16 protein-coding genes are annotated in these 22,081 nt (G+C 45.8%); 11 read left to right on the top strand and 5 right to left on the bottom strand.

Annotated elements, in window-relative coordinates; all coding sequences use genetic code 11:
- Positions 1-6: 6 nt before the first annotated feature.
- Both ACP2WE_RS07685 and ACP2WE_RS07690 read right to left on the bottom strand, forming a co-directional pair.
- Complete coding sequence (locus ACP2WE_RS07685; protein WP_425214969.1) at positions 7-3,417, bottom strand: CHAT domain-containing protein; 3,411 nt, start codon at positions 3,415-3,417, stop codon at positions 7-9.
- A gap of 41 nt (positions 3,418-3,458) precedes the next feature.
- On the bottom strand, positions 3,459-5,201 hold the full coding sequence (locus tag ACP2WE_RS07690; protein WP_425214970.1) for a succinate dehydrogenase/fumarate reductase flavoprotein subunit: 1,743 nt from the start codon (positions 5,199-5,201) through the stop codon (positions 3,459-3,461).
- A gap of 289 nt (positions 5,202-5,490) precedes the next feature.
- Between ACP2WE_RS07690 and ureE the strand changes: the two genes are divergently transcribed.
- Together ureE and ACP2WE_RS07700 are read left to right on the top strand one after the other, a co-directional pair.
- A complete protein-coding gene (gene ureE, locus ACP2WE_RS07695; protein WP_425215068.1) occupies positions 5,491-6,006 on the top strand; it encodes an urease accessory protein UreE in 516 nt (171 codons plus the stop codon).
- Positions 5,939-6,724: an urease accessory protein UreF gene (locus ACP2WE_RS07700; protein ID WP_425214971.1), complete on the top strand. Its 786-nt coding sequence runs from the start codon at positions 5,939-5,941 to the stop codon at positions 6,722-6,724. Before ureE ends, ACP2WE_RS07700 begins: the two co-directional genes overlap by 68 nt.
- 16 nt (positions 6,725-6,740) lie before the next feature.
- Here ACP2WE_RS07700 and ACP2WE_RS07705 read toward each other — a convergent pair whose 3' ends face one another.
- From ACP2WE_RS07705 to atzF, 3 genes are all read right to left on the bottom strand, one after another.
- Entirely contained in the window at positions 6,741-7,175 is a 435-nt protein-coding gene (locus tag ACP2WE_RS07705) for an allophanate hydrolase-related protein (RefSeq protein WP_425214972.1), read from the bottom strand.
- 98 nt (positions 7,176-7,273) lie between these two features.
- Positions 7,274-8,254: a hypothetical protein gene (locus ACP2WE_RS07710; protein ID WP_425214973.1), complete on the bottom strand. Its 981-nt coding sequence runs from the start codon at positions 8,252-8,254 to the stop codon at positions 7,274-7,276.
- Positions 8,255-8,358: 104 nt separating this feature from the next.
- Positions 8,359-9,744: an allophanate hydrolase gene (gene atzF / locus ACP2WE_RS07715; RefSeq protein ID WP_425214974.1), complete on the bottom strand. Its 1,386-nt coding sequence runs from the start codon at positions 9,742-9,744 to the stop codon at positions 8,359-8,361.
- A gap of 396 nt (positions 9,745-10,140) precedes the next feature.
- Between atzF and ACP2WE_RS07720 the strand changes: the two genes are divergently transcribed.
- From ACP2WE_RS07720 to ACP2WE_RS07760, 9 genes are all read left to right on the top strand, one after another.
- Complete coding sequence (locus ACP2WE_RS07720; RefSeq protein WP_425214975.1) at positions 10,141-12,069, top strand: iron uptake porin; 1,929 nt, start codon at positions 10,141-10,143, stop codon at positions 12,067-12,069.
- Between the two features lie 138 nt (positions 12,070-12,207).
- Positions 12,208-13,422, top strand: a complete 1,215-nt coding sequence (locus tag ACP2WE_RS07725) for a BMP family ABC transporter substrate-binding protein (protein WP_425214976.1) — start codon at positions 12,208-12,210, stop codon at positions 13,420-13,422.
- A 79-nt stretch (positions 13,423-13,501) separates the two neighbouring features.
- Positions 13,502-14,608, top strand: a complete 1,107-nt coding sequence (locus ACP2WE_RS07730; RefSeq protein WP_425214977.1) for an ABC transporter permease — start codon at positions 13,502-13,504, stop codon at positions 14,606-14,608.
- Positions 14,609-14,695: 87 nt separating this feature from the next.
- Complete coding sequence (locus ACP2WE_RS07735) at positions 14,696-15,625, top strand: ABC transporter permease (RefSeq protein ID WP_425214978.1); 930 nt, start codon at positions 14,696-14,698, stop codon at positions 15,623-15,625.
- Positions 15,626-15,708: 83 nt separating this feature from the next.
- Positions 15,709-16,383: a biuret amidohydrolase gene (gene biuH, locus ACP2WE_RS07740; protein WP_425214979.1), complete on the top strand. Its 675-nt coding sequence runs from the start codon at positions 15,709-15,711 to the stop codon at positions 16,381-16,383.
- Between the two features lie 119 nt (positions 16,384-16,502).
- Entirely contained in the window at positions 16,503-18,122 is a 1,620-nt protein-coding gene (locus tag ACP2WE_RS07745; protein ID WP_425214980.1) for an ABC transporter ATP-binding protein, read from the top strand.
- Between the two features lie 18 nt (positions 18,123-18,140).
- Complete coding sequence (locus tag ACP2WE_RS07750; RefSeq protein WP_425214981.1) at positions 18,141-18,503, top strand: cupin domain-containing protein; 363 nt, start codon at positions 18,141-18,143, stop codon at positions 18,501-18,503.
- Between the two features lie 22 nt (positions 18,504-18,525).
- Positions 18,526-19,194: a cysteine hydrolase family protein gene (locus ACP2WE_RS07755; protein ID WP_425214982.1), complete on the top strand. Its 669-nt coding sequence runs from the start codon at positions 18,526-18,528 to the stop codon at positions 19,192-19,194.
- A 456-nt stretch (positions 19,195-19,650) separates the two neighbouring features.
- A complete protein-coding gene (locus ACP2WE_RS07760) occupies positions 19,651-22,071 on the top strand; it encodes a response regulator (protein ID WP_425214983.1) in 2,421 nt (806 codons plus the stop codon).
- Positions 22,072-22,081: the final 10 nt, after the last annotated feature.

Genomic DNA, 22,081 nt, shown 5'->3' on the forward strand with positions numbered 1-22,081 from the left:
CATAAGCTATAAACCATTCCCAATTAAAATAAAGGCAGACCAATAGTAGGGATGCGAAAAATTAAGTGACTTGTTTCGCAATAGACTGAGTTGAGCTTGATGTAAGGCTTCCACCTTTGAGAACTTGCTTTGACGCAAATTCCCATAAAACAGATCCATGAGAGCCTGCGTCCCTCCATCAGAAACAGTCCAAAGCGAAGCGATCGCTGCTTTTGCTCCAGCCCTTTGCATTTGATAGCCAAAACCAAGGATTTCTTCTCCATTACCCAACTTGCCGCCGACGGCTGTCTGACAAGCACTCAGTACGACAAGATCGATATTCTCTAGTTTCCAGTTTTGCACTTCTCGCAGGCTAAAGCGATCGCCATTGCCCAGCAAAATAAAAGAATCCTCTGGTGTGCCCTGTACAAAGGCAGCATGGGTTGCCAGATGCATGATATTATGGCTTTTGAGCCGACTGAGAATGCTGTTGCGATCGAAGTCTTGATTCACAACACTAGTAACCTCGGAAAGACTAGAGGAAATCCCCTCAACCTCCCTTCCTGCAAAAGGTAATCCGCTAAAAGCAAATTTCCGTTCAGAGACTTCGAGCTTGACCTCCCCTCGGGTAAATGCTCCAGCAATCACACGCGGTATCGCAAAAGGTCGTGGCGCTAAATCGGTAAGGCTGGCAGATGTAACTTGATTGATGGCATAACGCTCGATCAGCCATTGGTTTCCATCATATAATGCAGCTAATGGAATGTAACGCATCTGACCATCAGGGGCATAGAGAATCGTTTGTGTTTGCTGAAGGTCTTGTGCTATAGGGGCAATCAGCCATTTGTAAAGCTTTTGCCCAGAGTCTTTTGCATCCAATGAAGTGGCATCTTGCAGATCGGAGCGAAACGCCGCGATCGCTTGTTCCATTTCCGTTTGTGTAACTTTCACAGAACGGTGGATTGGAGGAGTGTTGGGTAAAAACACGATCAACTCTAATCGATCTTCAAGTAGTAAGGGATAATAGAGCGCTACCTTTTGACTCGTTTGCTTTAGGCGATCTTGCAAATCTTGGTATACTTGCATTTGCAGGTTAAATGCAGGAGCATTCTGCTTGATTTGAGCAATTAACGTTGCTCGGTTGGCAGTTTTGTAATCACTCAAAAGTTGTCGTTCTTGGGGCAAAAGTTCAATGCCCTTTGCCGTTCGCTCGTTCCCTTTCACATCTTGCAGATAGTCTTGCAGTTCTTGAACCTTAAGCAGATCGAGTACTTGCAATGCTTCCATAACCCGCCCTTGTTGCAACAGTAAATTTGCAAGAGTGCGGTAGTCTTTGGCAATAATTTGTTTGTAAGCACCTCGATCTTCTCTAGTAAGTCCACGCAGGTTATTGCGAATACTTTCGCGCAGATTCACTGATTGCTTAAAAAAGGCGATCGCGAGTTCTTTTTCTCCAATTTGATCCCAAGTCGTCGCTACGCTTGCAATCATCATACTTTCTCTTTGTCGATCGCCAATGGAACGAGTGATATCCAATGCCTGTTCGTACAATGATAAGGCTCGATCGTATTGTTTTTGGAGTCGATAGGTACGCCCCAAATTATGCAGAGATATGCTCTCACTGGCGCGATCGCCCAAAGTCCGATTGATTTGTAAGGCTTGCTCTAAGGAATTCTGTGCTTGCGCGTAATTGCCTTTGTTACTGTAGGTTAGTCCGATATTGCTCAGACCGATTGATTCGTTACGGCGATCGCCTAGGGTTTGAGAAATTTTCAGCGCCTGCTGATAAAACTCTAGGGCTTTGTCGTATTGCTCTTCATTATCGTAGCTAGAGCCAATATTGTTGAGTGCGATCGCTTCTCCCGTTCGATCTCCTAGTTTTCTGAGGGTGGGTAAAATCTGCTGAAAAAACTCAATCGCTTTACTGTAGCGTCCGATCGCTGAATATAGGGAGCCAAGATTATTAAGGACAGTGCTGCGCGTGCTTTCTATGCGAATCTCATCGGTAATGCGGAGTGCTTGCTGATAGGCAGCGATCGCTTCGCTATATTGTCCGACTTCGCTATAAACCAAACCAATATTATTGAGCGTTCTGCTAATTTTGAGCGGATCGCCAATCGCTTGACTCAGTGCTAGAGATTGCTGAAAAGCCTCTAATGACTTGCTATAGTTTCCCAAGTTGAAATAGGCATTCCCAATTTGGTTGATCGTGCTAGATTGCGCAGAACGATCGCCTGTATTTTTGTGAATTGTCAGACTTTGCTCAAAAAATTCTAGCGCTTTAGCATATTCGCCTTTGCGGCTATACACTGTGCCAATGTTAGACAGCACCACCGCTTCGCCATTTAGATCGCTCGTCTTTTTTTTGAGTGCCAACGCCTGCTGAAAGATCTCAAAAGCTTTGGCATACTCACTCTTAGCAAGATAGATCCCTCCAATGTTGTTCAGGGTATTGGACTGCTCTTGATCTCGCCCTAATACTTGCTGAATCGCCAGCGCCTGCTGGTAAGATGCCAGTGCTAGATCGGGCTTGCCCTGATCGTCATAGACACTGCCTATATTGTTGAACGTAATCGCTAAACTGACGCGATCGCCTAGGGCTTCAAATTGTTTTGCCGTTTGTTGAAAAGTCTCTAAAGCTTTTTCATATAGCCCCTGATGATTGTAAATCGAGCCAATATTATTGAGCGTAATCGCGATACCTAAAGAATCATTGAGCTGGCGGCGCAGTTTTAGAGCCTGTTCGTAAACCCCAAGCGCTTTATCGTATTCTCCTAAGTTGCGATAGATTTCACCCATGCTAGTGAGCGCGGTCGCTTGGCTTGCAGGGTCTCCTAGTTCTTTTGCCAGTGTCAAGGATTGCTTAATTGCCTCGATTGCTTTAGGAAACTGCCCCGTGAGGCGATAGGCATTGGCAAGGCTAGCGACGATTTGTTGAAGGCTTTTCTTATCTGTTGCCAAGCTAGGAATTAACTTTTCATAAAGAGCGATCGCTTGAGGATGGTTGCCTAATGCTGAATGCACTCGCCCAATAGACATCGTAAGGGTGGGCACAGCAGCGGCAAACCCTAACTCTTGGACTAACTTAAGTGCTTGCTCGTAAGCAGGTAATGCATCGCGATATTGACCTATCTTCTCATGGGTTATGGCTACGCCCATCAGTGTGAGTGCGGTGTTGCTGCGATCTCCGATCTGTTGATAAATCCTCAAAGCAGCTTGGTATTTGGTCAGTGCGGCAGCATAGTCCTGTCGTTCGAAGAGTTGGGAACCCTGCTGATAGAGCTTTTTCGCCTCATTTTTAGATTCCGTTTGTCCTTGCGTTTGGGCGATCGCGGCGGGGGATATTGCGATCGCTTGGGGCGCTAATGTGGCAAGCACATAAAACGGTAGAAATGCGATCGGAAGTAAACTTTGAGGTACTTTTAAGCGCATAGCCATCTTTTTTCATCCATAAACTTCGGACTTGATATAACCCAAAATCAATACTTACGCTCTTGCGGGGTGAAGCGATCGCGATCCATAGCCTGTAAGCTCAAATTCACGGGACGAAAAGCTGTCTTCACCGTATTCTCTTCCAGATAACCAAGAGAATGTCTGAGGTAATTGCTATCATCGCGATTGGGATAATCGCTTCGTGAATGTGCGCCTCGGCTCTCTTGCCTTGACAAAGCGCTGGTCATGATAATTTCACCCACAGTCAGCAGGCTGCCTAGTTCCAAAGCTGCGGTGAGTTCCATATTAAAGACTTCGCCGCGATCGTCAAGATATAAATTTTGGGCATAGCAATGCTTGAGTTCTTGTAATTTCTCTAAACCTTCGGTGAGGCTGGTGCGATCGCGAAAGATACCACAATGCTCGGTAGTTAAATCCTGTAAGGCTTGACGCAGTTCGGCAATGCGCGTATTTCCTTGATGGGCAAGTAGATTTTTAGTTTTTACTTCAGCCTCATTGTGATAGAGTGCGGAGTCAAATTTGGGCATGGCGCGATCGCGCACATATTCAGCTACCTTTTCTCCCGAACGTTTCCCAAATACGACGCATTCCAACAGAGAATTCGCCCCGAGGCGGTTGGCACCATGCACAGACAGACAAGCACATTCCCCTGAAGCGAAAAAGCCTGCGATCGGCTGACTATCCAGTCCAATTACTTGACAATCAATATTGGTAGGAATGCCACCCATAGAGTAATGAACGGTGGGTCTGATCGGTAGCGGGCGATCGATGCAGTCAATGCCTAACATCCGCATTCCTTCTTCTCTAGCAAAGGGAATCCGACTAATAATCTTTTCTCTGCCTAGATGCCGCACATCTAAATGCACGTAGGCTCCACCATTGATACCGCGTCCTTCACGAATCTCTTGGGCAATATTGCGCGAGGTGATATCGCGGGGCGATAGTTCCATTTTATTTTTGCTGATCGCATAATTTCCCATAAAGCGTTCGCCGCGATCGTTAATCAAATAGGCTCCCTCTCCCCGCACGGCTTCAGAAATCAATACGCCAACAGGATATAGACCAGTGGGATGGAACTGTACAAATTCCATGTCTTGCAGTGGCAATCCCGCGATCGCGGTAAGACACAGGCCATCCCCGGTCGAAGAGAAGTCATTGGAAGTCGTGTTAAATACGCGCCCATAGCCACCTGTAGCAAATAGAACGGCTTTCGCTTTAAAGACTTCGATCGCTCCCGTTTCGAGGCAATAGGCAACCAGACCCTTGACCTCACCCTCTTCGTAAATCAGCCGCATCACGTACCATTCCTGATAGACCGTGGTACCAAGACGCAACAGGTTCATTACCAATTCGTGTAAAATCGCATGCCCCGTTTTATCCGCAGCGTAGCAGGCGCGACGATTTGTATGTCCGCCAAAAGCCCTTTGAGCGATGCGACCATCTTCAGCCCGCGAGAATAAAACCCCCAAATGCTCTAGGTCGATAATGACTTCTGCCGCTGATTTGGTGAGAATTTCGACGGCATCTTGATCCGCTAAATAATCAGATCCCTTCACCGTATCGAAGGCATGGGTGAGCCAGTCATCATGGGCATCAACATTTTTGAGTGCTGCGGCAATTCCTCCCTGTGCTGCCACAGAATGCGATCGAATGGGATGCACCTTGGAAACCAAGCCCACACTGAGACTGGGATTGGTCTGCGCGATCGCAACGGCTGCTCTCGATCCTGCCAGCCCACCACCAACAATAATTACGTCATGTTCTATCATGAGCATAATTATAGATGGCAGCGATCGAGAAACTAGAGCTACATTTATAATAACTTAATCTATGGTGATAGGCTGGCGTTTATCTGGCAAGAAATGGCTAGCTTTAGGGATTTGCAGGATTGACTGAGGGAAATAACAGAACCTATACTCGCACGCATATTTCAAGGGCTTTTAAGCAATGACCCATCAGGATCGCGATCGATCGGTTAATAGCTCAGTTACGAACTATCGCCATCCTAAGCCAATTAGCAGTAGGATCGATCTCAAGCAAACCGATACAGACCTTCCTATGCTAGTTTTGACCCAACGACTCTCAACTCAAAATGTAAATTTAGCAAAGCAGGAAGTCCTTCATACCCTGACTTTAGCGCTTGATGCGGAAGAACGCACGCGCAGCCGACATCGCTTCACAACCGTGGAAGGTGAAGAAGTCAACCTACAACTGCCCAGAGGTACGGTACTCCTTGATGGTGATTTGCTGCGTGGAGAAAACCATGAATCTATTGTTGTGAAAGTGATTGCTAAACCAGAGCCTGTAATCACAGCGACAGCCCATAACACCTTAGAGTTGCTGCGAGCTGCCTATCATTTGGGCAATCGTCACGTTCCCTTAGAGGTCACCACGGAATATCTCCGATTGTCACCTGATTCGGTTTTGCAAAACATGTTGGAACAGCTAGGACTGCATCTCAAAGAAGAGATTCTACCTTTCCAGCCTGAATCAGGAGCCTATGGAAATGGCTCTCATTCTAGCCACAGCCATTCACATCACGGGCATTCTCACGCGCACAATCATGATCGCTAAGAACTTTCAGCTTTTACGACTGTTACAGTTGGCAAGTCCCGCTCTCCCTATTGGTGCATACAGCTATTCTGAGGGTTTAGAAACCCTCTGCGATCGCGGCGCAATTCAAAATCAAGAGGATTTAAAACACTGGTTAGGACAAGAGCTACAGTATGGGGCAATTCGGATTGAAGCTGCGGTGATGCTAAGAGCCTATCGGGCAACCCAGAAAAAAGATGGAAATTCCCTCAAATATTGGAATAATTGGTTATCAGCCACCAGAGAAACTGAGGAATTACGCCTGCAAAGCTGGCAAATGGGACAATCTCTGCTCAAACTTGTTAGCGACATGAATGGAAATTCTGTTGAAGTTGCAGATTCTGACCTTACAAATCTAGTGGCTTCGCTTCCCAGTTTTAGAGGGAATTCTGAGGGACAGGGATGTAACCTCGCGATCGCTTATGGACTCACAGCAGCAATATGGCTAATTGATGAAAAGTTAGCGCTAATCGCGTATCTACATAGTTGGTTGGCAAATTTGGTGAGTGCGGGGGTAAAGCTGATTCCATTGGGACAAACCGTAGGACAACAAATCCTGTTTGATTTTAACGCCCAAATCGAGCGATCGCAGGATTCGTTGCTGATGCTTGCTGACGATGAAATGGAAAGCTGTAGCTGGGGACTTGCGATCTCTAGCATGACCCATGAAACCCAGTACAGTCGCTTATTCCGCAGTTAAATTCCAGAGCTGACTCCTAAGTCAGATCGGCGAGATAGGCACGCCATCCCCCATAACTAGAAATATCTCTGGCATTGGTGAGTCCATAAGGCTCGCAGATAAATCCTTTCACCGTTTCGTTGTCTTCCAAAAGCAATGTACCAATACCTAAAGGGGAGGGGATTTCAGCTACAAACGAACCAAAATCTGCCGCAGTCATTGCCCAAACTTCTATCTCAATTCTGCTACCCCGATCGATACGGGGATCGATGCGAACCAGTCCGGGTTTGGCTGGAACAGTTCCCGCCAAGGCAAACAGCTTGTAGATTGGTGCTGTATGTGTAGCTTTAACCAGTGTGGCATTACGACTCGTGAGTTGGTGATTGAGTGGTTGCCCTGTCAGATGTGCTCCCACTACGGCGACTTGGATTGCAACTGACCAATCTGGCGTACTGTTTGGAGAGTTTGTCATAAGAGAAAGAGGTAAAAGATAAAAATAAAGTTAAGGTTGAGCGTGAAGTTTGACTTCACTATATAGAAATCCGATATGAGATATAGGGCTCGAAGGCACTATAAATTTTGCATCTCGATTCGTACAGTCCCATTGTCGCTGATGATTTGAAGGTGATTAATGCCTCCAATTGGTTCATCTAAATTTCCACTCCTCACCATATCAAGCAATGTATGATTTGAAGAATTACCTATCGCCTCTGGAACTGGAAGTCCAAGTGCGGTCCAAGAACAGGCAATGATTGACTCACCACAAAGCATTTGATCTGTGCGTGATTCGACCGTTGAGCAATCTGCACTTACAACACCACATGCTGCCACCGTTGCATCAGCTATTGGGAGATAGACAAAGCCTCCACTCATTCCAGGTTCAGCTGGAATAGATGTGGTGAAGCAAGGCCATTTAAAGCGGCGATATCCTTGTGGATATACGCCTGTCACTGTCCCAACTCTGATGCTAAGACGACGGAAAATCTTAAGAATCTGACCTCGACCACCAGCATCTTCTGGCTGTGCGAGTTCACTTACATCCATCTTGTCAATTGAGACCATCTGAACGATATCTCCGACGCGAGGAATAACTGTGTGAAATGGCACGGACATGGGCTCAAATGGGGGAGGATCGATCTCCTGTGGAGCGACGATGCAAGCTGCTATATCCGTACTACTGTTGAAGGATGCAAATAATACATTGAGCAGTCCTACCGAGTTATCTCCCATCCATACCACTTTGAGATGTTCTGGGCTTAAGGATGGAGTTATAGTTCGCTGTGGTATGAATATTGCAGATGTGGCATGAGTCGGTGGTCGTTGAATTGGCGCGATGCCTTCTGTGAGAACATGGCGAGCTGTAATCACTATGGCTAGGTTTGAGTTCCCAGCGAGAACAAATCCAGTTCCTTGCAGACTAGCATTGAGATCGCGATCAAAAGCCAAGAAAGCCACCAATGTTGGTCGATACTGGTCAACTAACATCGGATTAGTGCCAGATAATTCTATCCAAGCTCGACCAAGGGGATCATCGGGTAATGGGTAGGACATTGCGATGCCTGATAATTATTTATTCGAGAATAGTTCTGGGTAATACCCCTTGATAGAATACCTTTGGGTAACACAATGTATATTTTATTTCGGATTGCTACACATCATAACAACGCATCACTAAATACCTGCTCGTAAACTGTTCCTATTTCACATAGACCTACATCTTTAAAGGGTGGGGCAATCAGCGTGATACCAAAGGGCAATCCATGATTAAATTCCTGCTTGCGAAATCCAGCGGGTAAAGCGATCGCGCATAAATCCAATAAATTCACGAAGTTCGTATAATATCCTAAATTACTGTTGAGTTGAATGGGCTCGGCTTCAACTTCGGCGATCTTGTAAATGGTTCCTGTGGTGGGAAGAAGAAGGATATCCATCTTTTCCCATTCTTTATGAGTCCTTTGTTTGAGGGCTTGGAGATTTTGCAACGTATCAAACACATCAACTGCGGAGAACTTCTCTGCGAGAGAGAGAATTTGCTTAATTACTGGAAGAACATCATCGGGATGACTGGCAACAAATTCTTTTAAGCCACTATATCGCTCTACAATCCATGCACCAGAATAGAGGGATTGAGCGACCTCTCGAAAAGGCGCAAAGTCAATTTCTACAGGCTGACCAGACAAAGATTCCAAGTTGCGAATACTTTGCTCAAACAACTGACTGGCTTCGCGATCGCCAAAAAATTCCAGTTGCTCTAACTTGGGCACACCAAAGCGAAATTCCTTCTTGGATAATGCCTTAGGGGATTCAATAGGAAAAGGACGAGAATAACTATCCTGTGAATCGAAGCCCTGTGTAATCTCAAAAATGCGTCGAGCATCTTCACAATTGAGCGAAAAAACAGAGACGCAATCCAGCGAACGACTGGCTGGAACCACGCCAAAAGTACTGAGCAATCCTTTGGTGGGCTTCAGTCCGACAATATTATTAAATGCCGCAGGAACCCGTCCCGAACCCGCCGTATCTGTTCCTAAGGCAAAGCTGACGAATCCCTTAGCCACTGCCACCGCCGAACCAGAACTAGACCCACCGCTGATATATTCCGAATTAAAGGCATTGCGACAGGCTCCCCAAGGCGATCGCGTTCCCACTAAACCAGTGGCAAACTGATCGAGACTTGTCTTCCCAATTAAGATTGCCCCAGCATCCAGCAACTTCTCAACAACCGTGGCATGTTGTGACGCCTGATAGGCATAAGCGGGACATCCTGCCGTAGTGGGTAAATTCGCCACATCAATATTGTCTTTAACCGCAAAAGGAATTCCATACAAGGGGAAAGCTTCCAATCCTCGAATCCGAACTCTTTCTTCAAGTTCTTCTAGCGATCGCAGAACGATCAAGCGATCGAGCAGTGTTATCCAAATTGGATTATCAGTACATTCTTCAATTCGTTGATAAATTTGGTGGATGACTTTAGTCGGTGTTAAGCTGCCGACTCGATAAGCATGGATGAGGTTCTCAATATTCAGACAAAGTTCAGTCATTAGGATTTTTGAGAGTTTATAACTCATTCTGGTTTATCACCCTTTATTAGAATTTCGCAATAAATCTTAGGAAATAACTAGAAATGCGATCGTAATTGGGTTCGATCTGTTTTGGAAATGGTTCCCCTCACTCGAATTTGAACATATAAAAGATGTAATCGGCTATACATTTACATGTGTATATCCTTGCTAAGGTTTGGTTAAGCTTTAACATCTCGCCTTCCTCCAAGCTGGTTATCTACTTACAAGTTAAGGTGTCCATCTAAATTAAGAGATTCTCTTTCATTTGGTTCTCGTCTTGCGTAAGTTCTCCTAACTTGGAGGTTGTTTTTGAGAAAAGAGAATGTAAAAAGTAAAAATAAAGTTGTAGAAACGTAGGAATTTGGTGTGTAGGAAATGAATAGAATCAATTCTAGCTATCGGTTAATCCAGAATGTTTCAGGTCTGGCATGTTTGAGCTTTTTAGCGTTTGCAGCTAGTGCTACTGCAGAGGTGAAGCCATCAGATTTGTCGCTCAACACGACATCTAAAGTTACAGTTCAGCCTGACGTAAGTCCTACCAACAAGGATTCTGTTATTGTTCAACCTACTACCGATGTGGTTAGCAACCCTAGTTCTAGTGCAAACTACCGTCGTGATTTGACTGCGCAAACCGTAACTACTCAGACAACAACAACTCAGACAACAGACGTATCGCAACTTCTACCTCAAGTCTCCACATTAGGCAAAGAAGGAGATGGCTCCAGAGCATCAGGCAAAATGGCACAGGTAACCTCTGTGTCGCAGCTTAGTGATGTCAAACCAACTGACTGGGCATTTACAGCACTTCAGTCCTTAGTAGAGCGCTATGGTTGCATTGCAGGTTATCCCGATCGCACCTATCGCGGTCAGAGGGCAATGTCTCGCTATGAGTTTGCTGCTGGTTTGAATGCTTGTCTAGACAAAATTAACGAAATTATCTCTGCTGGTCTTGCCGACAAAGTTAGTAAGGAAGACCTTGCCGCCCTTCAGAAACTCCAAGAAGAGTTTGCAGCTGAGTTAGCTACCCTTCGCGGTCGGGTTGATGCGCTTGAAGCCAAAACCGCTAAACTAGAAGCACAACAATTTTCTACCACCACAAAACTCAGTGGGTTGGTATTCTTTAACCTCACGGGTGCCTCAGGTGGCGATAACGTTAAAGTTGAGACGGGTACTCGAGTTGGTGGTGTTCCTGTTGTTGCAACAGCGACAAGACCTAATCTCACGTTTAGTGGTCTGGCTTGGCTCACCCTCAAGACGTCATTCACAGGAAATGATGTTCTAACTACACAACTTGCCATGGGTAATGGCAGTTCACCCTATAACAGCTACAACCAAAATAATTCTTTTGGTTTCTTTAATACCACTGGTGTACCATTTACCGACCAAACAGCTGGAGCTAACGCCAACCAAGTGGTTTTGCGCGAACTTTCTTATCAGTTCCCAGTGTTTGAGAAAGCCAGCCTAGTGGTTGGTGCAAGAGTCAATTTCTACAAGTATTTTGATAACAACCGCTTTACCCTTTTCTTGGATGGCGCTAGCAGTTTTAACTCGATTAATAGCCCTTTACTTACCAATGCCAAGCGTGGTGCGGGTGTTGTATTCATGACTCCCTTGGGGCAAAATTTTGACTTCAAAGTTGCTTACCTAGCTGAGGATAATGAATTCTTGCCAGCTCCTCGTTCAGCAGCAGATCCTAACCAAGGTCTGTTCGGTGGCAATAATGCTTTAACTGCTGAGATTGGTTTTAAACCCAGTGAAAACTTTACGCTCAGACTATTGTATAGCCGTACTAACTTGCAAGCTGTTTTTGGCTTAGTGGGTGGTTCTGGTGCTACACCATCTTTAGTAGGTATCGCTGATGATGGCTTGGGTGGCGCACTGAGTAATGGTCAATCTGATGTCTTTGTTGCTAACTTTGATTGGCTGGTAACGAAAGGATTTGGTCTATTTGGGCGCTATGGCATTAGTTCTACTAACCTCAATAAGGTAGCTAATGGTGGTTCAGCAGGAAGTGTAACCACGCAATCATTTCAGTTTGGTCTAGCTTTTCCCGATCTATTTAAAGAGGGTGCATTGGGAACCCTTTCTTTGGTAATGCCCTTTAACTTTACGAGTGGTAGAAATCTTTTGGTCGCTGGTGCTGGTGATGGTGGCGTACAGTACGATCTAGAAGCTGCCTACTCTTTACCGATTACTAAAAATATAACCCTCGTGCCTGCTGCTTACCTAATTCTCAACCCGAATAACTTCAGTAGTAATCCTTCAGTTTTTGTGGGTAACCTACGCATGCAGTTCAGTTTCTAATTCTGTTTGGATAGTGGTAGTGTTCTAAATATGTTGTTCTTACCTTTTGGCGAGAGTTGTATCTAAACTTAGGTAACAATATCTTGACAACACTACCTTCCTCTCGAGCTCATTAAAGAATAAATTTTGGAGGGCAACTTGGATAGAGATTCTTTATACATACACCGTCGTCAGCTAATTCGCGGGCTTCTAGCTACTTCTGCCTTTGGTTTGACATCTCAACTTTGGACAGGATGCGCACCAACTGAGCAAGCACCTGCTCCTGGGAAAGCAAGTCCAGGAACTACTCCAACTAGTGGTTCACCTAGTGCAACAAGTGCTTTGACGATTGGGTTTATTTATGTTGGTCCCAAGGATGACTTTGGCTATAACCAATCTCACTTTGATGGGAAAGAGGCAATTTCCAAGTTGCCCAGCGTCAAAACTGTAGATGAAGCAAGTGTACCTGAAACAGCCCAAGTTCAGGAAACGATGTTGAGTATGATTAACCAAAACGGGGTAAACGTACTCTTCCCTACTTCCTTTGGGTATTTCGATCCGCATATTCTTAAGGTGGCTGCCGATAATCCTAAAGTACAATTCTTCCATTGTGGCGGACAATATCAAGACGGTAAACATCCTAAGAATATTGGTAGTTACTATGGCTACATTGATGAAGCTGAGTACCTCGCGGGTATTGTGGCTGCGCTGACCTCTAAGTCAGGAAAATTGGGCTTTGTTGCTGCCAAACCAATTCCTCAGGTGTTGCGCAATATCAATAGTTATACTCTGGGCGCTCGTAGCGTGAATCCCAAGATCACCACACAGGTTATCTTTACGGGTGACTGGTCTTTACCTGTCAAAGAAGCTGAAGCTGCTAGTAGTATGATCGATCAGGGTATTGATGTTCTCACCTGTCACGTTGATAGTCCTAAGGTAGTGATCGAAACCGCAGAAAAACGCAAGATCTTTTGTACTGGATACCACGTCAATCAAGCAAAACTGGCTCCAAACGGCTATCTCACAGGCGCTGAATGGGATTGGGGTAACGTCTATGCCAAGTATGTCGAACAGTTCCAAGCTGGCAAGTCTGTGGCAGATGGTGGCATTCCCCACCTAGTTCGTGGTGGGTTGAAGGAGAAGTTCTGTAAGGTGTCAGCCTATGGTAGCGCTGTTAGTGCTGCTACCAAGAAAGAAGCCGATACTGCTTTGGCAAAATTTATGGATGGCAGTATGGTGATCTATGCTGGCGAAATTAAAGACAATACAGGGAAGGTGGTGATTTCTAAAGAGAAGCAGTTGAAACAAATCGATCCAGAACTAGAAAAGATGGATTGGCTAGTGGAAGGTGTAATTGGCAGTACTAAGGGCTAAGGCTTTGTTCGGTCAACTTATTCACGCAACTAACGTTATTTGAAAATCGCTATAGGGGCTTAATTCTAAGGGTTAAATCATGAGCAGTCTCCTTACTAACTGGCGGTCTTGGGCTGAGAAAATAGTGATTCCGATCGCGGCATTACTATTTTCTCTCTTCCTGTTTGGGTTATTTTGTCTAGCAAAAGGCTCGAATCCCTTTGCAGTTTATGGTGAAATTTACAAATCAGCCTTTGGTAGTTCCTTTTCATGGCAAGGCACTTTGGTGCGGGCAGCGCCACTGATGCTAACGGCTTTATGTACGGCATTGCCTGCCCGACTGGGTATGGTAATCATCGGCAATGAAGGCGCTCTGGTTATGGGTGGTATTGGTGCCATAATTGCAGGGCTTGCCCTAGGAACTTCTGTTCCTCCGATCGCTGTCCAAATTGGTATGGCGATGGGCGGAATTATCTTTGGTGGTTTGTGGATCATGGCTGTAGGGGCATTGCGGTACTATCGCGGTGTGAATGAAACGATCAGCAGTTTGTTGATGAACTACATTGCGATCGCCATTCTCAATACCTTGGTTGAGGGACCGATGCGCGATCCTGCTAGCTTGAATAAGCCTTCTACATTTCCGATTGCTGAAGCAAACTGGTTACTTTCTATCCCTGGTTCGAGGGTACATTACGGGCTAATTTATGGTCTAATTGCTTGCGTGCTTGCTTACTTCTTGATTCAGCGAACCACGTTTGGATTTGCCGTGCGCATGACAGGGGGTAACATTCGCGCCGCCAAGATTGCGGGACTGCCCGTCGGCAAGTTAACGCTGATTATTTGTTTTCTGGCAGGTTCCTGTGCTGGTCTTGCTGGGATGGTTGAGATTGCCGCGATTCACCATGCTGCAAATGCTTCCCTAAATGCCAACTATGGTTACAACGGCATTGCGGTTGCCTTTATTGCTCAGCAAAATCCTCTAGCAGCGTTTCTCGTATCGATTCTGATCGGAGGGATTTTGGCTAGTGGTAGCGGTCTGCAAAGATCGTTCAACCTACCCGATGCAACCGTATTGGTATTTCAGGGCATCGTATTTTTGGTGATTTTGTTTAGCGAGTCGCTCTATGGCAAGTTCGACATTTTTAAACAAAGAGAAGAGCCACCTGCTCCTGCTCCTCAGCCTCCACAGGCTGCTCCTGTTACTTGAGATCTAGTTGCAAGTTCCATTTAACATTTCTATCTAACATTTCTATCTAACATTAACCCTAATTAATTTATCTGGAGAAAGGAGTCAATGGCAGCAGAAGCAACAGCAGATTGGTTAGGCGTCCCTCTGGCAATTATCGGAGGAACCTTAAGAGGCAGTGCTCCATTTTTGTTTGTGAGCTTGGGTGAGTGTCTGACCGAAAAATCAGGAAAAATTAATCTAGGCTTAGAAGGAACGTTATTACTTGGTGCAATGACCGCCTATGCCGTTTCTTTCCTCACAGGAAATCCTTGGTTGGGAGTTTTGGCAGCAGGTCTTTCTGGCATTGGTTTGGGATTGATTCATGCTTGGCTGTCGCAGTTGCCAAGGGTAAATGACGTTGCTGTGGGCGTTGCCATGTTTATCTTTGGTAGTGGCATCGCTTCATTCTATGGCAAGCCCTTCATTAAACCCCAAGCACCTAAACTTCCTTTATTTGATTTTAGTGGCGGCAGCACTTATGCGCCGCTTCAGTCAGCGCTTCAAGTCAGTCCACTGTTGTTGATTGGCATTGCGATCGCACCGTTAATGTATTGGTTCTTTAAGTCCACCCGTTGGGGCATGTACGTGCGTGCGGTGGGGGATAGTCCCAGTGCTGCCCGTGCCATGGGAATTTCCGTAATCTGGACGAGAACCTGTGCGATCGTTGCAGGTAGCTGCTTAGCAGGTATTGGTGGTGCTAGTCTTTCGCTTTACTATCCTGGGATTTGGTCTGAGACCATCTCTAGCGGACAGGGTCTGATGGCTGTGGGTCTGGTGATTTTTGCCAGATGGAATCCGATTCAGTGTTTGTGGGCAGCTTTGTTGTTTGGGGGAGCCCAAGCGATCGGTCCTGCGCTGCAAGCGGTCAGAATCAATGCTTTTCCCTACCTGTTCAACGCCGCTCCCTATATCTTTACGCTAATTATCATGATTATCACCTGCTCGCCCAAACGAACCCTTGCAGGTTCGCCGGGTGCTTTAGGTACAAATGAATAATCGTTTTGAGTAGGGGCAATTCATGAATTGCCCCTACTCAAAACCCAAATCCAAAAACTGAACTCCGTAATTCCGAATAGATTATGTTTGTTGAAGCCGATCCCTACCCCTATCCCTACAATGGCGATCTCAGACCAGAGAATACCGTCTTTTTGATCATCGATATGCAAACGGACTTTTGCGGTATCGGTGGCTATGTAGACAAGATGGGGTATGACATTTCTTTAACCCGCGCCCCGATCGAGCCGATTAAAAACGTGCTCAAAGTCATGCGCGAAAAAGGCTTTCATGTGATGCACACGCGTGAGGGGCATCGTCCCGATCTCTTGGATTTGCCTGATAACAAACGGTGGCGATCGCGTCGCATTGGTGCAGGCATTGGCGATCCTGGTCCCTGCGGCAAAATCCTAACTCGCGGCGAATTGGGTTGGGAGATTATCCCCGAACTTGCCCCTTTACCCAATGAGGCAGTGATCGATAAGCCGGGAAAAGGCTCGTTTTATGCCACCGATCTGGACTTGTTACTAAAACGTAACGGCATTCAAAATATTATTCTGGCAGGGATTACCACGGATGTCTGCGTGCATACGACCATGCGAGATGCCAACGATCGCGGCTATGAGTGTTTGTTACTGTCAGATTGCACCGCAGCCACCGACTATGGCAATCACCTTGCCGCTTTAAAAATGGTCAAAATGCAGGGTGGCGTATTTGGAAGTGTGTCTGATTCTGAAGCATTAATTACAGCGATTACCTAAGTGAGGCGATAGATTGAATATATTAGATTAAATGCATAAACTGAAAACGATACTGAAAACGATTCAGTTACGAGATCGCAGTGGTTGGAGGGAGATTTTTTAACTAAAGGAGAAAAGCAATGTCAGGCAGTATACCCAATGAATCAGCAGATTTTGTGAGTCAGATGACGAGTGAGGTTGTAAGTCCTGTAACGACCAGTTCAGAGACTAGGGCAACAACAAATCCATCCGATCTCCCTCCAGAAGTTGAGGTTGTCAATCTGACCAAGCGGTTTGGTAATTTTACTGCTGTCGAACAAGTTTCTCTCAAGCTAAAACCAGGAACCTTTCATGCACTACTTGGTGAAAATGGGGCTGGTAAAAGTACTTTAGTCAAATGCATCATGGGCTATCACCCAGCGACGCTTGGTGAGATCTTGATCGATAAACAATCCCGTGAAATCCATAGTCCTCGTGATGCTTGTAAATATAGCTTGGGTATGGTGTATCAGCACTTTACCGTCGTGCCAGCCATGACCGTAGCTGAGAACTTGCTGCTCGTGCGACCTGACACGCCAATGGTAATCAATTGGGCAACTGAGTTTGCCAAGTTGGAAGAATTTATGGCGACCTCACCCTTCCAAATCGATCTGAACATGCCCATTTCTCAACTGGCTGCTGGACAAAAGCAAAAACTAGAGATTCTCAAACAACTTTATCTAAAAAACCGCGTTTTAATTTTAGACGAGCCTACCTCTGTGCTTACGCCTCAGGAAGCCGATGAAGTTTTAGGGCTATTACGAGAAGAAGTTACGGCAGGACGCTTAAGCGTGCTTATGATTAGTCACAAGTTCCGCGAGATCATGGCATTTGTGGATGAAGTCACCGTTTTGCGCAAGGGTAAATTTGCAGGACATGGCTATGTCAAAGACCTCACCGTTGCTGACATGGCAGCGATGATGTTGGGCGAACAACGCGACCCCAAAGAAGTTGCGAAAACCGAAACAAATCCTGAAACACCAGTTCTAGAAGTCAGAGAATTGTGTGCCAATAAAGACAATGGTTTTCCGGCTTTAGAAGGATTAGATTTAACCATTCGTGGTGGAGAAATCATCGGAATTGCTGGAGTATCTGGGAATGGGCAGAGAGAACTGGTGGAAGTCCTTTCTGGGCAGCGCCCTCCTACGGGTGGTCAGATTTTAGTCAATGGCGAAGTCTATGGTGCAACAAGGGCAGAGATGCAAAAGCACCATGTCTATGCCTTACCCGAAGAACCCTTGCGGAATGCCTGCGTCCCCCATATGAGCGTCGCTGAAAACCTTGCTCTACGAACATTTGACCGTCCTCCACAGGCGAAAGGCATCCTGTTAATATTTAAAGCCATTCGCGATATGGCAAAAAACCTGATCGGTGTGTTCTCCATCAAAACTCCCTCCCCTGACACCCCAATTGGAAACCTGTCAGGTGGAAACGTGCAACGGGCTGTGTTAGCGAGAGAACTTTCGGCAAACAAGATTAATCTCTTGATTGTAGCGAATCCTGTGTTTGGACTAGATTTCAACGCAGTAGAGTACATTCACGGACAGCTCGTGGAAGCTCGCAATCGTGGGGTGGCAGTGCTGCTTGTCAGTGAAGATCTCGATGAAGTTCTCGCTTTATCCGATCGCTTTATGGTGATCAGTGATGGTAAATTTACCTATGAGAGCACACCAGCGGAAGCTGATTTTGCCACCATTGGTCAAAAGATGGCAGGACATTAAATTTAAAATAAAATTGTAATGCTAAACCTAGAACGAGCTTTGATTTTCAAAGATCTATTCAACATCCAGACGAACCATCACAATCTACCTTGGCAGACCTTTCGCGAAGGTGTAGACATCTATCGATTGTACGGAGATGGCACAGCAGCGGGAGCTGCACTGCTACGTTATCAAAAAGGTGCAAGCGTTCCCACTCATAACCATTCTGGCTTTGAACATATATTTGTTCTGTCAGGGGAACAGACCGATCGCAACGGAACCCATATCGCAGGCACTCTGGTAATCAATCCCCCAGACTCTAGCCATAGTGTTTCCAGCGAGTCTGGTTGTATTGTTTTGGCAATCTGGGAAAAACCCGTCGTGATGCAAGCAGACCCATAATATCCCTTAACTAACTACCTCTATGACTTCAATCGCGGCTCAACCCTATGATTACGAACTTCCTACTTCAGGGAAGGTTGCCTTGGTAATTATCGATATGCAACGGGATTTTTTGGAACCTGGTGGTTTTGGCGATGCCTTAGGAAATGATGTTAGTTTATTGCAAGCGATCGTTCCCACCGTAAAGAAATTGCTAGAAGCATTTCGGAAACTCGGACTCCCTGTAATTCATACGATTGAGTGTCACGCTCCCGATCTGTCAGATTGTCCACCCTCAAAGTTACATCGAGCCAAATCTGGCTTAAAAATTGGCGATGAAGGCCCCATGGGAAGAATTCTCGTCGTCGGAGAGAAAGGGAATGGCATCATTCCAGAACTGGAACCTAAAGAGGGAGAGATCGTAATCTTGAAGCCCGGTAAAGGCGCATTTTGTCGTACCAATTTGGAATCAATTCTGCAAGAGAAAGGCATTACACATCTTCTGTTTACGGGAGTAACTACGGAAGTGTGCGTCCAGACAACGATGCGTGAAGCCAACGATCGCGGCTATGAATGCCTGATAATTGAAGACGGTACAGAGAGCTATTTCCCAGAATTTAAGCAAGCAACTATTGCCATGCTTCGCGCTCAAGGTGGAATTATCGGCTGGACAGCGGATGCTGCATCTGTCCTGCGATCGCTTGGGGCATAAGCTCTAGCACATGCATTCAGCCTAGTTCGCAGGGGCAAAATAATTTCACATCAATTTCTTAAGTAACTCGACAAATGCTGCCTTGATGGCTCCATCAAGGCAGCATTTGTTCTATCTATCAACAAATCTGTAATAATTGATACATCTGTATTACAAAACTGTATAAGTAAACAAAGAACTAAAAGAGTCAATAGTCGCTATTCAGGATAATATCAATGATATCAACTTACATTACCCACACGTTCAGTTTAGGCTTTTTTACATAGGTGTCACGAAATCTTTGACACTTGCAAAATGTAATCTTAGGGCGATCTTGTTGTAAAGCAACAGCTCTATTACTCTGAATTTTTTTCATGAGTGTGGTAATTTTGTCGCCTCTTTCTGTTAGAGAGCGTGATTTTGACTAGCCTCACAGGAATTGCCCATATTCTCTCTCTATGACATGACAAGTTTGACATGAAGATTTTGCTCGTAGAAGACGAACAATCCTTAGGAGAGTTGCTCAAGAAATCTCTCATTTCCAGTCATTATACGGTGGATTTAGCTACGGACGGGGAAACAGGATTGGAGCTAGCTGGATTACAGAAATACGACTTGGTGATTTTAGATATTCAGCTTCCCAAATTGGATGGACTCAGTATTTGCCGAAAACTGCGATCGCAGGGTTTTGCTTTGCCAATTTTGATATTAACCAACTGTGGCTCTAGCCAAGACATCGCCGCTGGACTGGATGCGGGAGCTGACGATTATCTAACCAAGCCCTGCAATATTACCGAATTACAGGCAAGAATTCGAGCTTTGTTGCGCCGAGGAAATCTAGAAACTACTTCCACAATATTGACTTGGGGAAATCTTTCTTTAGATCCCGCATTACCCCAAGTGACTTATCAACAAAAGATTGTTGCCCTTCGCCCCAAAGAATATAGTTTGTTAGAACTCTTTCTACGTCATCCCCAGCGAATTTTTAGTCGCGATGCCATTATCGATCGCCTCTGGACAATCGATGATGTTCCTACGACCCATGCTGTCACTAATTTAATTAAAGATTTACGTCACCGATTGCATACAGCAGGAATGACGCAAGAACTGATTGAAACAGTCTACGGGATTGGGTATCGAGTCAATCCTCAGCCGCAGGATGCCCCAAAAGATAGGGAAATGGAGCTAGGCGATCGGCAGAGATCGAGAGAGAAAAATTCACCAAAAAATTCAGTATTAGAACTTATCCCTCAGGAAATCGCTAAGATTCAGGAAAGATTCGCCGACTCTCTAGATCGGCGAGTTGAAATTTTGCGATCGGCAGGACGAGCGCTGCAAACAGGCGAATTGACTGCCGAACGACGAGCTGCCGCCCAAGCAGAAGCCCATCGGCTAGCAGGGAGTTTGGGAACCTTTGGCTATCCAAGAGGCTCAGACCTAGCGAAATTGATCGAATATTTGTTAATGGGCCCTACCACGCCAGAAAGCCAGCATTCGGTACAGATGAACCAACTAATACTTGAATTGGAGCAAGAATTAAATAAGCCCCCCAATGCAAGAATGTTGAATTCAACGACCGATCCGTTGGTGCTTTTTGTTGGAGACGATCTCAATTTTGCCGATGCGCTATATAAAGAAGCCGTGGAGCGAAAATTCCAATTTGCCTTAGTGGAAGAGGAAAAAATCTTACATTGGCTGACAGAGAAAAAAACAGCAGCTGTTGTGCTTACGCTCAACAGTTCTTGCCCTGAAATGGATGGACTTTCTTTACTACGAGTCTTAAAGCAGCAGTTCTCAACCATCCCAGTACTGACCCTCGCTCCCGATCGCCAAAGCGATTCCTCCATTGATTCGATCCAAGAGAGTCTCCACCAACGCGTCCAAGTTGCCCGCTTGGGAGGCGATCGCTATCTACCACTGCCTGTCCCCCCCAAGCAAGTATTTGATGCGATCGCCCAAATGCTACCGCAACCAGCAAAACCTGAAGCCAAAGTCATGATTGTGGACGATGACCCCATGATTTTGGCTTACCTATCCAATTTACTGCGATCGTGGGGAATGCAAGTGACTTGTTTAGAGAATCCCAGTCAGTTTTGGGGCATCTTGACCGCGATCCAACCTGATTTGCTGCTGCTAGATCTGGAAATGCCTACTTTTAACGGTATCGAACTATGTCAGGTCATTCGCCAAGAACCCAAGTATGACGATTTAGCAATTTTAGTCGTTACCGCCCATACCGATCGCGCCTCTATACAGCAAGCATTTGCCGCAGGAGCCGATGACCTCATTAGTAAACCCGTGGTAGAGCCAGAGTTGGTAAACCGCGTGCTGACTCAGATCGAACGCCTGCGCCTGCGCCAACAGCAAACCTATGAATGGCAAAAACAGGCAACCATCGATACCCTGACACAAATTACCAATCGCCGTGCCTTTAACCGATATCTCCAGCAATCGTGGCAACGCCTCCAATCCAAACAGTTACCGCTCTCCCTAATTTTGTGCGGTGTAGATGAGTTCAAACTCTATAACGATTTCTACGGGTATCCCGCTGGAGACCTTTGCTTACAACAGATTGCCAGCACAATCGTGCAATGTATCAAACTAACTACCGATCGGGCTGCTCGCTTTGGCAGCGATGAATTTGCGATCCTGCTACCTAATACGATGCTAGAAGGTGCTTTAAGTATTGCCGAACGCATTCAACAGGCGATCGCCCAGCTACAAATTCCCCATAGCAACGCTGCCACCCACCCTTATGTCTCGCTGAGTCTAGGAATTACAAGTACTGTTCCTGCCACAGATAAAAAATCCTGTGACGATATCATTAACGCTGCCTGCCAGTCACTTTATGCTGCCAAGGAGAAAGGTCGCAATACCTATTACCTATACTCCCTATAGTGATACGAAC

It is taken from the genome of Tumidithrix helvetica PCC 7403 (genome assembly GCF_965232925.1).
In the GTDB taxonomy this organism is placed as follows: Bacteria; Cyanobacteriota; Cyanobacteriia; order Pseudanabaenales; family Pseudanabaenaceae; genus Tumidithrix; species Tumidithrix helvetica.

Bases quoted from the DNA above. Each gene is read 5' to 3' on its own strand.
- ACP2WE_RS07685 (WP_425214969.1), bottom strand. From the start codon at position 3,417: ATGGCTATGCGCTTAAAAGTACCTCAAAGTTTACTTCCGATCGCATTT.
- ACP2WE_RS07690 (WP_425214970.1), bottom strand. From the start codon at position 5,201: ATGATAGAACATGACGTAATTATTGTTGGTGGTGGGCTGGCAGGATCG.
- ureE (WP_425215068.1), top strand. From the start codon at position 5,491: ATGCTAGTTTTGACCCAACGACTCTCAACTCAAAATGTAAATTTAGCA.
- ACP2WE_RS07700 (WP_425214971.1), top strand. From the start codon at position 5,939: ATGGCTCTCATTCTAGCCACAGCCATTCACATCACGGGCATTCTCACG.
- ACP2WE_RS07705 (WP_425214972.1), bottom strand. From the start codon at position 7,175: ATGACAAACTCTCCAAACAGTACGCCAGATTGGTCAGTTGCAATCCAA.
- ACP2WE_RS07710 (WP_425214973.1), bottom strand. From the start codon at position 8,254: ATGTCCTACCCATTACCCGATGATCCCCTTGGTCGAGCTTGGATAGAA.
- atzF (WP_425214974.1), bottom strand. From the start codon at position 9,744: ATGACTGAACTTTGTCTGAATATTGAGAACCTCATCCATGCTTATCGA.
- ACP2WE_RS07720 (WP_425214975.1), top strand. From the start codon at position 10,141: ATGAATAGAATCAATTCTAGCTATCGGTTAATCCAGAATGTTTCAGGT.
- ACP2WE_RS07730 (WP_425214977.1), top strand. From the start codon at position 13,502: ATGAGCAGTCTCCTTACTAACTGGCGGTCTTGGGCTGAGAAAATAGTG.
- ACP2WE_RS07735 (WP_425214978.1), top strand. From the start codon at position 14,696: ATGGCAGCAGAAGCAACAGCAGATTGGTTAGGCGTCCCTCTGGCAATT.
- biuH (WP_425214979.1), top strand. From the start codon at position 15,709: ATGTTTGTTGAAGCCGATCCCTACCCCTATCCCTACAATGGCGATCTC.
- ACP2WE_RS07745 (WP_425214980.1), top strand. From the start codon at position 16,503: ATGTCAGGCAGTATACCCAATGAATCAGCAGATTTTGTGAGTCAGATG.
- ACP2WE_RS07750 (WP_425214981.1), top strand. From the start codon at position 18,141: ATGCTAAACCTAGAACGAGCTTTGATTTTCAAAGATCTATTCAACATC.
- ACP2WE_RS07755 (WP_425214982.1), top strand. From the start codon at position 18,526: ATGACTTCAATCGCGGCTCAACCCTATGATTACGAACTTCCTACTTCA.
- ACP2WE_RS07760 (WP_425214983.1), top strand. From the start codon at position 19,651: ATGAAGATTTTGCTCGTAGAAGACGAACAATCCTTAGGAGAGTTGCTC.